The organism is Micromonospora sp. CNZ299, from assembly GCF_002754415.1.
In genome coordinates, this window is record NZ_PEFG01000001.1 from 4612959 (window position 1) to 4624709 (window position 11751).

The 11751-nt window shown below is 71.9% G+C and carries 13 protein-coding genes; 7 read left to right on the plus strand and 6 right to left on the minus strand.

Going from position 1 to position 11751, the window contains the following annotated elements; translation table 11 throughout:
• Nucleotides 1-144 precede the first annotated feature (144 nt).
• A complete protein-coding gene (locus CLT68_RS20945) occupies nucleotides 145-537 on the minus strand; it encodes a hypothetical protein (RefSeq protein ID WP_199177103.1) in 393 nt (130 codons plus the stop codon).
• Nucleotides 538-678: 141 nt separating this feature from the next.
• On the opposite strand from CLT68_RS20945, the gene CLT68_RS20950 reads away from it, so the two are divergent.
• The 3 genes from CLT68_RS20950 to CLT68_RS20960 are packed head-to-tail and all read left to right on the plus strand — an operon-like array spanning nucleotide 679 to nucleotide 3787.
• Entirely contained in the window at nucleotides 679-3234 is a 2556-nt protein-coding gene (locus CLT68_RS20950; RefSeq protein ID WP_099853226.1) for an ATP-dependent Clp protease ATP-binding subunit, read from the plus strand.
• Nucleotides 3231-3437: a hypothetical protein gene (locus tag CLT68_RS20955; RefSeq protein WP_099853228.1), complete on the plus strand. Its 207-nt coding sequence runs from the start codon at nucleotides 3231-3233 to the stop codon at nucleotides 3435-3437. The genes CLT68_RS20950 and CLT68_RS20955 overlap by 4 nt, the downstream gene beginning before the upstream one ends.
• The gene (locus tag CLT68_RS20960; RefSeq protein ID WP_091408434.1) at nucleotides 3437-3787 is read left to right on the plus strand and encodes a DUF3140 domain-containing protein; all 351 of its coding nucleotides are present in this window, start codon (nucleotides 3437-3439) and stop codon (nucleotides 3785-3787) included. Before CLT68_RS20955 ends, CLT68_RS20960 begins: the two co-directional genes overlap by 1 nt.
• Before the next feature lie 53 nt (nucleotides 3788-3840).
• On the opposite strand, the gene CLT68_RS20965 is transcribed toward CLT68_RS20960, so the two are convergent.
• The 3 genes from CLT68_RS20965 to CLT68_RS20975 form a co-directional block, all read right to left on the minus strand.
• Complete coding sequence (locus CLT68_RS20965; RefSeq protein WP_099853230.1) at nucleotides 3841-4086, minus strand: hypothetical protein; 246 nt, start codon at nucleotides 4084-4086, stop codon at nucleotides 3841-3843.
• Between the two features lie 57 nt (nucleotides 4087-4143).
• Nucleotides 4144-5124, minus strand: coding sequence for a LysR family transcriptional regulator (locus CLT68_RS20970; RefSeq protein WP_099853232.1), 981 nt, complete (start codon nucleotides 5122-5124; stop codon nucleotides 4144-4146).
• Nucleotides 5125-5210: 86 nt separating this feature from the next.
• Nucleotides 5211-5813 (minus strand): hemerythrin domain-containing protein, encoded by a 603-nt coding sequence (locus tag CLT68_RS20975; RefSeq protein ID WP_099853234.1) that lies wholly within the window; start codon nucleotides 5811-5813, stop codon nucleotides 5211-5213.
• Nucleotides 5814-6017: 204 nt separating this feature from the next.
• Here CLT68_RS20975 and CLT68_RS20980 point away from each other — a divergent pair, with 204 nt between their 5' ends.
• Entirely contained in the window at nucleotides 6018-7346 is a 1329-nt protein-coding gene (locus tag CLT68_RS20980) for a M20/M25/M40 family metallo-hydrolase (protein ID WP_099853237.1), read from the plus strand.
• Between the two features lie 58 nt (nucleotides 7347-7404).
• A complete protein-coding gene (locus CLT68_RS20985) occupies nucleotides 7405-8067 on the plus strand; it encodes a hypothetical protein (protein ID WP_099853239.1) in 663 nt (220 codons plus the stop codon).
• 52 nt (nucleotides 8068-8119) lie between these two features.
• On the opposite strand, the gene CLT68_RS20990 is transcribed toward CLT68_RS20985, so the two are convergent.
• Nucleotides 8120-8311 (minus strand): DUF5703 family protein, encoded by a 192-nt coding sequence (locus CLT68_RS20990; RefSeq protein ID WP_013734349.1) that lies wholly within the window; start codon nucleotides 8309-8311, stop codon nucleotides 8120-8122.
• Nucleotides 8312-8568: 257 nt separating this feature from the next.
• Nucleotides 8569-9540: an aldo/keto reductase gene (locus CLT68_RS20995; RefSeq protein ID WP_088948054.1), complete on the minus strand. Its 972-nt coding sequence runs from the start codon at nucleotides 9538-9540 to the stop codon at nucleotides 8569-8571.
• Nucleotides 9541-9726: 186 nt separating this feature from the next.
• On the opposite strand from CLT68_RS20995, the gene CLT68_RS21000 reads away from it, so the two are divergent.
• Together CLT68_RS21000 and CLT68_RS21005 are read left to right on the plus strand one after the other, a co-directional pair.
• Nucleotides 9727-10779 (plus strand): LLM class F420-dependent oxidoreductase, encoded by a 1053-nt coding sequence (locus tag CLT68_RS21000; protein WP_030332780.1) that lies wholly within the window; start codon nucleotides 9727-9729, stop codon nucleotides 10777-10779.
• The gene (locus tag CLT68_RS21005; protein WP_088948055.1) at nucleotides 10776-11612 is read left to right on the plus strand and encodes an undecaprenyl-diphosphate phosphatase; all 837 of its coding nucleotides are present in this window, start codon (nucleotides 10776-10778) and stop codon (nucleotides 11610-11612) included. The genes CLT68_RS21000 and CLT68_RS21005 overlap by 4 nt, the downstream gene beginning before the upstream one ends.
• Nucleotides 11613-11751: the final 139 nt, after the last annotated feature.

An 11751-nucleotide genomic window follows, 5' to 3' on the forward strand; every position in this document is an offset into this window, starting at 1 on the left:
CTCCTGGGGGCGGGGAGATCTCCATTAGAGCCTATCGGGGGCCACGAAAGAACATCCGCCCTGTCGGTGTTCCTGCCCGCCTGTCCGGAAGGCACCCGGAAGTGCCGGGAGTCCGTTCTGTGGGAGTCCCAGTGCGAGAATTTCTCAGTTGCTGGCGGGGACCTCGCGGAGCCAACGCGGGCCGTACACCTCGGCGCCCAGCGCCGTCACCCGCCCGCGCAGCTCCCGGTCCGCGGTGACCACCAGCCGACGGCGCTCGGGCGCGTCGGCCACCAGCTCGACCACTGTGTCGTCGCCGGAGCCGGCGGCGGAGACCACCCGCACGCCTTCGGTGCCCGGCACGTCCCGCGCCGCACCCTCGACCACCAGCACCACCTCGACCGGGGCGGGCAGCCGGGCCGGCAGCCCGACGGTCGCCACCGGGGCGAGCGAGTCGCGTAGCCGGGCCGCGGCGCCGGCGCGGTCACGCCACCACCCGTTCGGGCGGGAGCCGACAACGTTGGCGCCGTCCACGATCAGCAGCGGGGTCTCAGTCATCCCCTCAGCCTGCCACCAAACGGCCGGCCCGCGCCGGACGCCACTCCCGGAATGCCGGTGCTCCACCACCTGCGGCGTTTGTCGGGGCGCGCGCCGGGTAGCCCCTGCCGACCGTGCCGCGCCCGACTGCGGAGGACAGACATGATGGGACCCGGTGACATCGGCTCCGACCCGTGGGACGAATTCCTGGCCAGATACTTCGGCCGGGGCGAGGGAGGGCGCCGGCCACCGCACCGGGTCGACATCACCCGTCTGATGACGGCCGACGCCCGGGAGATGCTGGCCGACGCCGCCCGGCGGGCCGCCCAGCGCCAGAGCAGCGACCTGGACACCGACCACCTGCTCTGGGCGGCGCTGCAACGCGAACCCCTGCGGGACCTCGTACGCCGGGCCGGCGCCGACCCGGACACCCTGCTCAACGCGCTCGGGGGGAAGGGCGACGGCGCACCGCGCGGGGAGGTGCCACCGAACCTGTCGTTGACCCCCGCCGCCAAGCGGGCGCTGCTCGACGCGCACCAGCTGTCCCGGGCGATGGGCGCCAACTACATCGGCCCTGAGCACATCCTGATGGCGTTGCCGCTCAACCCGGAGTCGCCGGCCGGGCGGATGCTGGCCGCCGGCCGGATCCAACCCGAGTCGTTGCAGGCGGCCAACGCCGAGCGCGGGCCGATGAACGGCCCGAAGCCGGATCGCGGCACGCCAACCCTGGACCAGTACGGGCAGGACCTCACCGACCTGGCCCGCAACGATCAGATCGACCCGGTGATCGGACGGGCCGACGAGATCGAGCAGGCCGTGGAGATCCTGTCCCGGCGTACCAAGAACAACCCGGTGCTGATCGGCGAGGCCGGTGTCGGAAAGACCGCCATCGTCGAAGGGCTGGCCGAGCGGATCTGCGACGGTGACGTCCCGCAGACCCTGCTCGGCAAGCGGGTCGTCCAACTCGACCTGGCCGGTCTGGTCGCCGGCACCCGCTACCGGGGCGACTTCGAGGAGCGGCTGAAGAAGGTGATCGACGAGATCCGGGCGCACCGGGACGAGCTGATCATCTTCATGGACGAGATCCACACCCTGGTCGGGGCGGGTGGCGCCGGCAGCGAGGGCGGGATGGACGCGTCCAACATGCTCAAACCCGCGCTGGCCCGCGGCGAGCTGCGGGTGATCGGCGCGACGACGCTGGACGAGTACCGCAAGAGCATCGAGAAGGACGCGGCGCTGGCCCGGCGCTTCCAGCCGGTGCTGGTGCCCGAGCCCGGCGTCGACGACACCATCGCCATCCTGCGTGGTCTGCGCGACCGGTACGAGGCGCACCACCAGGTGCGTTTCACCGACGAGGCGCTGGTCGCGGCCGCCGAGCTGTCCGACCGGTACGTCACCGACCGGTTCCTGCCGGACAAGGCCATCGACCTCATCGACCAGGCCGGCGCGCGGGTGCGGCTGCGCACCCGCACGCCCGCCTCCGACGTGCGGGAGCTGGAGCAGGAGCTCGACGAGGTACGCCGGGACAAGGAGCAGGCCGTCACCGACGAGCAGTACGAGCGGGCCTCCGCGCTGCGCGACCGGATCTCCGAGCTGGAGGAGGGGATCCGTCGGGCGAACGGCGACGACGGGTCGTCCTCGCAGGTGCCCGAGGTGAGTCCGAAGGAGATCGCCGAGGTGGTCTCCCGGGCCACCGGCATCCCCGTCAGCCAACTCACCGAGGAGGAACGGGACCGGCTGCTGCGCCTGGAGGGATACCTGCACCAGAAGGTCGTCGGCCAGGACGACGCGGTCACCGCGGTCGCCGAGGCCGTCCGTCGTTCCCGGGCCGGGTTGGCCGACCCGGAGCGGCCGATGGGCAGCTTCCTGTTCCTCGGCCCGACCGGCGTCGGCAAGACCGAGCTGGCCCGCGCGCTGGCCGAGGCGCTGTTCGGCGAGGCGGACCGGATGGTCCGGGTGGACATGAGCGAGTTCCAGGAACGACACACGGTCAGCCGGCTGGTCGGCGCGCCACCCGGATACGTCGGCTATGAGGAGGCCGGTCAGCTCACCGAGGCGGTGCGTCGCCGCCCGTACGCGGTGGTGCTGCTCGACGAGATCGAGAAGGCCCACCCGGACGTGTTCAACATCCTGCTCCAGGTGCTCGACGACGGGCGGCTGACCGACAGCCAGGGTCGCACGGTGAACTTCAAGAACACCGTACTGATCATGACGAGCAACCTCGGCTCGGAGCTGATCACCGGCGCCCAGCGCTCGGTCGGCTTCGGCAGCGGGGACGTGGGCAGCGAGCAGGAGAGCAACGAACTGCGGGAGCGGCTGATGCGCCGCCTGCAGGAGAACTTCCGCCCGGAGTTCCTCAACCGCATCGACGAGGTCATCATCTTCCGCCGGCTGGAGGCCGAGCAGCTGCGCGACATCACCGCGCTGCTGCTGGAGGAGACCCGCCGCCGCATGCACGCCCAGGACCTCCAGGTGGAGTTCACCACCGCCGGCATCGACTGGCTCGCCGAGCACGGCTACCAGCCGGAGTTCGGCGCCCGCCCGCTGCGCCGGGTGATCCAGCGGGAGGTGGACAACCACCTGTCCCGGATGCTGCTGGAGTCGGCGATTTCACCGGGGCAGAAGGTCACTGTAGACGTCCGCGACGGCGCACTCACCTTCGACGTGACCGCAGGCGAGCGGGGGTACACCGCCGCCACGACCACCCACCCGCGATGAGCGGGCCGGCGCGACGAGACGAGCACGAGGACCCGCACGAGCCTGCGAAACCCCGGGACGAGGAGGACCATCCCGACCCGATCCTGGCGCCGCCCACCGCGAACCCCCGCCGAACGCGGCTGGCCGCCGAGGGCCTGCATCCGAAGACCGACCAGGACGACCCGGAGAAGACGTCCGGGCCGCCGCCCGGAGAGGAGACCTGATGGTACGCGAAGCGCGGCTCGACCCCGAGGTGGAAGTGCTCTGGGAGGACTTCCACGCCGAGGTCAACGTCCCGTCGGAGCAGCTGCGCACCTGGCTGCTGACCCGGGGTTCCGGGGAGGAGTCGTTCAGCCCGAACCCGAACCTCGACCTGCCCCAGCCGGGCCGGGAGATCCTCAAGGTGCTGAACAAGCGCAAGGTGGACCTCACCCCGGAGGACATCGAGGTGATGCGGGAGGCGGTCGAGCGCATCCGCGAGCTCATGGACGCCAAGCCGTCGCGCGGAAACGCCGACGACAGCTGGCGGCACTCGTTGCTCGACCTGGGTCACGACCCGCTCGTCGAACGCTGAGCGAACGCACGACGGTGCCGTCCCGGGCGGGGACGGCACCGTTCGGCGTCCTGCTACTGGCCCTGGTCGGATTCCAGGCTGCCGATGGTCAGGCCGGCCGCGTCGGCGGCGGCGTCCCGGTCACCGCGGGTCTGGTCCTCCCGGGTGAGCAGATTGGCGTACTCGGTGACGTCGGCCGGGTCGGGCACCGCCGGTAGGCGGCGCAGGAACGCCTCCACCTGGCGGGTGGCGGCGGTGTGCGCGGCGGCCGCCTGGCGCAGCAGTTCGCGGTCGTCGGCGGGCGGGTAGAGGTCGGTCATGTCCGCCAGATACCCGGCCAACGGCGGTTCGCACCGCCACCGGCAGGGAATACCGGCTCAGACCGGTCGGATCCCGCTGGGTCGCCGCACACCGAACCCGGGATTGGTCAGCAGCCAGGACAGGTATTCCGGATGCGGGGCCAGCGAGTCGACGTACGCCGCCTTGGCCGTCTCCAACACCAGGTCGGCGCCCTGAGCGGCGGGGGAGTCCGGGTGCCAGCCGAGCAGGAGCCGCCAGCGCAGCGGTGTGCCGGCGATCCGGCGGGTCACCAGCCCGGCCACCGGGCGGAACGTCGCCTGACACAGCGCCACCGCCACGCCGGCGTCCACCAGGTCGACGCAGCCGCGGATGTCGGTCTCGTACACCTTGCGGGGGGTGAAGCCGGCGCGGGCGCAGGCGGCGGCGAAGCAGTCGCCGAAGCAGCCGTCGCCCGGCGCGGCCACCCACTGCTCGTGGCGCAGGTCGGCCAGGCGCACCTCGTCGCGTTCGGCGAGGGGGTGCGACTCCGGCAGCAGCACCAGCACCGGGTCGATGGCCACCTCCTGCCAGCTCAACCCGAACCCGGCCGACGGGATGGCGTCGCCGCACACACCGGTGAGCGCGAAGTCCAGTCGACCGCCGGCCACCAACTGCGCCAACTCGTCCACCGACCAGGACGCGAACGTGGTGATCTGGGCGGGCGGGTGTTCGGCCGCCAACCGGTGCACCAGCCGGCCCAGGATCGGGCTGTTGACCCCGCCGAACCGGTAGCACGGCGGTGCCCCGCCGGCGCCGGCCAGCCGGGCCGCCTCGTCCTGAAGCCCCTTCATCGCCGGCAGCAGGACCCGGGCCCGGGCCAGCACCAGCTCGCCGAGCGCGGTGGGTCGGGCGCCGCGCCGGTCCCTGTCGAACAGCGGGCCGCCCAGGGTCCGTTCGATGCGCTGGAGCTGGGCGGTGAGCGCCGGCTGGGCCAGGCCGAGCGCCGACGCCGCCTTCGTCACACTCCCCGTCTCAGCGATCGCGCAGACCACCCGCAGGTGACGCAGCTCCAGGTTCATAGGGTGACGGTAGGACCACGGGTCACCCGGCGGAATAGCCCGAGCGGATCGGTGATAATGAATGCATTGGCGAGCGTGGCCTTGCCTCAGTCCCGGGGTGGCTCCGGCAGGTCCGCCAGGTACGTCGGCCGCCGGGTCACCACGTCGAGCACCTTGTCCACCACGCCGACCGCCGGCTCCACGATCCGGTTCCACGGAGGGGTGCCCGGAGTGCCCGGGTGCGGCCGGGTCGGCGCCGCCTCCTCGGCGATCTCCAGCCGGTTGCCCAGACGGATCAGCTCCTCATCGGTCGCGACCGCGCGCAACTCCGTGACGAGCCCGCCCACCCCGTCGACGTGCTGACGGACCCGCTCGGCGACCTCGGTCAACGCATCATCCGTCAGCCCCTTCAGGGCGTTCAGCAGACCGGCGTCGGCCGCGATCTCGGCGTCCACGCGCTCGGTCGCGGCCGGCAGCGCGGCACGCACCGCCGGCAGCAGGTACTGCTCTTCGGCGGACAGGTGGCGCGACAGCGCGGCGCTGAGCACCGGCAGCCCTCCCTGCGGCGTGGCGTCCGGGCCGGTCAGCTGGTCCAGCAGCGCCAGCAGTTGCCGGTGCTCCCGGTCCACGATGTCGGCGATGCTGCGACCACCGGGCCGGAAGCCGTCCTCGGGAGCGGGCGGCAACGGCGGCAGGGGAACGGTGGACATGGTGCCCTCCTCGACTGGCGGGCGGAAGCTCCGGCAGGGACGTACGGTCGCAGGCGGCGGTACCCGAACGCGCTCCCGGCGAAACCGACCCGTCGATGTGTCGGCGCGTGCGCGACGGGTGCGTGGCCCGGCCGCGCCGCCGCGCCGGCCGGTCCGCGCCGGTGCGCCGGCCTGTCGACCGGCGCGGGCTGGTATGAAGAGGCGATGACGAGCGATGCCGCCTCCGCCCGACCCGACCCCACCGCAGAGGTCGTGGACCTGTGCCGCGACCTGCTGCGCATCGACACCACCAACACCGGGGACAACGACACCAGCGTGGGCGAGCGCCGCGCGGCCGAGTACGTGGCGGAGAAGCTCGCCGAGGTGGGCGTGGAGTCCGTCCTGCACGAGTCCGCACCGGGCCGGGCGAACGTGGTGGCCCGCATCCCGGGCACCGACCCGAGCCGGGGCGCGCTGCTGGTGCACGGCCACCTGGACGTGGTGCCCGCCGACGCCGACGAGTGGTCGGTGCACCCCTTCTCCGGCGAGCAGCGCGACGGCTACCTGTGGGGCCGGGGCGCCATCGACATGAAGGACTTCGACGCGATGGTGCTCGCCGTGGTGCGGCACTGGCAGCGCACCGGCGTACGACCCCCGCGCGACATCGTGCTCGCCTACACCGCCGACGAGGAGGCGGGCAGCGACTACGGCGCGCGCTTCCTGGTGGACAACCACCGTGGCCTCTTCGACGGGTGCACCGAGGCGATCGGCGAGGTCGGCGGCTTCTCCTACTCGGTCAACGACAACCAGCGGCTCTATCTCATCGAGACCGCCGAGAAGGGCATCGACTGGCTGCGGCTGCACGCCAAGGGCCGCCCCGGGCACGGCTCGATGATGCACGACGACAACGCGGTCACCGCGCTCGCCGAGGCGGTCGCTCGGATCGGGCGGCACCGCTTCCCGGTGGTCGTCACCGACACCGTGCGGGCGTTCCTGACGGAGGTCTCCGACCTGCTCGGCATCGAGCTGGACCCGGACGACCCGGAGACGGCCATCGCCAAGCTCGGCCCGATCGCCAACATCATCGGCGCGACGATCCGCAACACCGCCAACCCGACCCGGTTGAGCGCCGGCTACAAGGACAACGTCATCCCCGGCCGGGCCACCGCCACCATCGACTGCCGCAGCCTTCCCGGTCAGTCCGAGCTGCTGGAGCGGCAGCTGCGCGAGCTGGTCGGCCCGGACATCGCGATCGAGTACGTCCAGCGGCAGCCCGCCCTGGAGACCACCTTCGACGGTGACCTGGTCGAGGCCATGTCGGCGGCCCTGCGCGCGGAGGACCCGGGAGCACGGCCGGTCCCGTACATGCTCTCCGGCGGCACCGACGCCAAGGCATTCTCGCAGCTCGGCATCCGCTGCTTCGGGTTCGCCCCGCTCCGGCTGCCCGCCGACCTGAACTTCTCGGCGTTGTTCCACGGCATCGACGAGCGGGTTCCGGTGGACGGACTACAGTTCGGCGTGCGGGTGCTCGACCGGTTCCTCCGCACCTGCTAGCCGTGTCCGGCAGTTGCCGCCGGCACGCAATCTCCCCATCGTGAAGGGACTGCCCCACATGACCGACCAGCACGGTGAGCTGGACGCCGCTCTCGAGCGCGTGATCGAAGCGGCCCGCCACCACCTGGCCGCCGTACGCGCCGCTCAGGGCCGCGTCGACGACGACGACGTCTGGCAGGCGTACGTGGCGTTGAACAACGCCTCCTTCGCCTACGACGAGCGGTTGCTCGACGCCTTCGGTGAGGTGACGCCGTGGGATGTCGACTCAATCGACCCGGACGAGGCCGACGAGCGTTTCGGCGGCGTCGACGGGGCCGAGGCCAGCGACCCGCACCCGCGGGTGATCTCGGTACGCCAGCGTCGCGACTACCGGGTGCCGAGCGTCGCCGCGCTGCTGCGGGCGGCCGAGGCGGCCCGGCGCGAGGGCACTCCCGAGGACGACGAGCCGGCACCGGTGGAGGGCGTCGGCGAGGCGGTGCTGGAGCTGCTGCAGAGCGGCGACGGCTCGCTCGGCGCGCTGGACGTCCCCGAGCTGGAACCGCTCGACGGGGTGGTCATGGTCAGCGAGGTGGGCACGCCGGTCGACCTGGAGTCGTTCGACGACGACGACGCGGTCGGCCCGTTCCAGCCGGCGGCCGACGACCGGCTGGTCGGTCGGCTCGACGAGCACCCGTTCCTGGAGCTCGACGACGACCACGACCACGCCGGGCACCAGCACTAGGTCGGATCACGCCCGGGGCCCGTTCGGGCCCCGGGCGTTTCCGCCCGACTCTTCAGTACGACAGGCCCGGCTGCGGCTGGTTGACCCGCCGGCGACGCAGCACCACCTGCCGCGTGCCGTCGCGGTACAGCCGCACCCGGGCCAACTCCCATCCTGAGAACTCCGCCTGGATCGCCAACTGCGCCGCGGCGGTCAACCGGTCGACGTTCGGCGGCAGCCGCAGCGGCGCGTATTCGTAGTCCATGCCATCCATGCTGCCCAGCCCAGCAGCCATTCGCCACCCCCTCCGGGGTGACCGACGACGCTGCCGTGGGCGGTTCGTGCCGCCCTGTGCGCGCCCGCGCCGAACCGGGACGCGTCGCCTTGCGGCGAATTCGTGATCGACGCGCGTTCTTTGATCGGGGTATCGAGCCGTTCCGGATACCCCGGTATTCAGGAGGCCGAGTGGATCAAGGCCAACCCAGGTGCCCTGAGCCGCCCGGGCACGGCCCTGCTGGCGGGTCAGCCGTCGCGCTCGGGGTAGCCGACCGGCACCGCCGAGACGTCGTCCAGCGCTGTGGTGATCTCCTCGGGCAGTGTGATCCGTTCCACCTGGAGCGCGCCGAGCAGCTGCCCCACCGTCCGGGCGCCGAGGATCGGCGCGGTCACCCCGGGCCGGTCCCGGATCCAGGCCAACGCCACTTCCAACGGCGACACACCCAGCCCGCCGGCCGCGGTCGCCACCGCCTCCACGATGCTGGAGCACCGCGGGTCCAGGTACGTGGCGACGAACCGCTCGAAGTGCGGCGACGCGGCCCGCGAATCCGCCGGACGGCCGTGCCGGTACTTACCGGTCAGCACTCCCCGGCCCAGCGGCGACCAGGGCAGCACGCCGAGACCGAGCGCGTCGCAGGCGGGCAGCACCTCCCGCTCCACACCCCGCTCCAGCAGCGAGTATTCGACCTGGGACGCGACCACCGGCGCCCGCCCCGGCCAGGCGGTCTGCCAGGCGGCGGCCCGCGCGGTCTGCCACCCGGAGAAGTTCGACACCCCGACGTAGCGGACCTTGCCGCTGGCCACCGCGTGGTCCAGGGCGGCCAGGGTCTCCTCCAGCGGGGTGTCCGGGTCGTACCCGTGCACCTGGAACAGGTCGACGTGGTCGGTGCCCAGCCGCCGCAGTGACGCGTCCAACGTCCGCAGCAGGTGCCCCCGGGAGCCGTCCCGGCGCCGGCCGCTGCCCGGGCGCAACCCGGCCTTGGTGGCGATCAGCAGTTCCTCGCGGGGCACCAGGGAGCCCAGCAGTGAACCGATCACCGACTCGGCGTCGCCGTCGCCGTACACGTCGGCGGTGTCGATCAGGTTGCCGCCCGCGTCCAGGTAACTCTTCAGCTGGGCGGCCGCATCGTCGGCGTCGGTGTCCCGGCCCCAGGTCATGGTGCCGAGCGCGAGCCGGGAAACCGCCAGCCCGCTTCGGCCGAGCGGTCGCTGTTGCATGGGTGAACCTTATTTCGAACCTGCCGCCAGAGATATCCTCGCTCCCGTATCTCTGCCGGTTCTGCCGGTTCCGCCGCCATGGGCTGCCCCGATGGAGGGGGGACCAAAGGTGTCGAGCCGGTGATCGAGTCTGTTATCGGCATTGCGTAACCTGGTGCGACCTGTGCCACGGATGGGGGAGGACCAGTGCGACTCGGGCTCAGTCTCGGATACCAGACGGCGTGGAGCACACCGGCCGACCACCTGGCGTTGGCCCAGGAGGCCGACCGGCTGGGTTACTCGGTGGTGTGGGCGGCGGAGGCCTACGGCTCCGACTCGCCCAGCATGCTCGCCTGGATGGCCGGCCAGACCGAACGGATCGACGTCGGTGCCGCGGTGATGCAGATCCCCGCGCGTACGCCGGCGGCCACCGCCATGACCGCCGCCACCATCGACGCGCTCTCCGGTGGTCGGTTCCGCCTCGGCCTGGGCGTTTCCGGCCCGCAGGTCTCCGAGGGCTGGCACGGTGTGCGGTTCGCCAAGCCACTCGCCCGGACCCGCGAGTTCGTCGACATCGTCAAGCTGGCCATCGCCCGCAAGGAGGTGGCGTACGACGGCGAGCACTACACGCTGCCGCTGCCCGACGGCCCCGGTAAGGCCCTGCGGCTGGGCTTCCACCCGCCACGCGAGCACATTCCGATCTACCTGGCGGCGGTCGGCCCGAAGAACCTGGAGCTGGCCGGCGAGATCGCCGACGGCTGGCTGGCCGTGTTCTACGCCCCGGAGTTCGCCGAGGAGCAGCTCGCCTCGGTCCGCGCCGGGCGGGCCAAGGTCGGCAAGGAGCTGGCCGGGTTCGACGTGGTGCCGTCGGTGCCCGTGGTGATCGGTGACGACGTGGCCTCCTGCGCCGAGCTGGTGCGCTGGTACGCGGCGCTGTACGTGGGCGGCATGGGCAGCCGCCAGCAGAACTTCTACAACCAGCTCGCCACCCGGATGGGTTACGGCGACGCCGCCCGCGAGGTGCAGGACCTGTACCTGGCCAAGCGGCAGCGCGACGCCGCCGCCGCCGTGCCGATGGAGTTCATCGACCGCACCTCGCTGCTCGGCCCGAAGGAGCGCATCGCCGAGCGGATGCGGGAGTACGCTGCCGCCGGCGTCACCACGCTGTCGGTGACCCTGTTCGTGGCGGACCGGGACAGCGGGGTGCAGACCCTGCGTACCGTCGCCGAGGCGCTCGACCTCTCCGGAGTTGGCGAGTGACCTGGGTCGAGGCCATCGTCCTGGGCATCGTCCAGGGACTGACCGAGTTCCTCCCGGTCAGCTCGTCGGGGCATCTGCGGATCACCTCGGCGATCTTCTTCGACCGTGATGCCGGCGCGTCGTTCACAGCGGTCACCCAGCTCGGCACCGAAGCGGCCGTGCTGATCTACTTCGCCAAGGACATCTGGCGGATCACCCGGACGTGGCTGGTCGGCATCAGGGACAAGTCGGTGCGCTCCAGCCTCGACTACCGGATGGGCTGGTACGTGATCGTCGGCTCGATCCCCATCGGGCTGTTCGGCTTCCTGTTCAAGGACCAGATCAAGACCGCTGGGCGCAACCTGTGGGTGGTGGCGACCACGCTGATCGTGTTCGCCTTCGTGCTGGCGTTCGCCGAATACTGGGGGCGGCAGACGCGTACCCTGCAGAACTTCCGGATGAAGGACGGCGTGGTGATGGGCTTCGCCCAGGCCATGGCGCTGGTGCCCGGGGTGTCCCGCTCCGGCGGCACGCTCACCGCCGGCCTGCTGCTCAACCTCACCCGGGAGGCCGCGGCACGCTACTCGTTCCTGCTGGCCATCCCGGCGGTGGTGATGTCCGGTGTGTTCAGCCTCGGGGACGTCTTCGAGCCGTCCGCCCCGGGCACGTCCGTGCCCACCGTGGCGCAGACGATCGTGGCCACCGTCATCGCCTTCGCCATCGGCTACGCGGCCATCGCGTGGCTGTTGCGCTACGTCGCCCACCACACCCTGTACGTCTTCGTGCTGTACCGGGTCGCGCTGGGCACCCTGGTCCTGGCTCTGCTGATGACCGGCACGATCAGCGCTACCTGATCCGCCCGCACCGCGGCCCCCGCCCCTCGCAGAGGGGGCGGGGGCCTTTCCGTGGCCAAGGCGGGCCGTTTCCGCTGTTCGGCACAATGAGGACTTACCGGTTCTATTCTCCTGATATCGGGCTGTCTCCCCGGGTGGG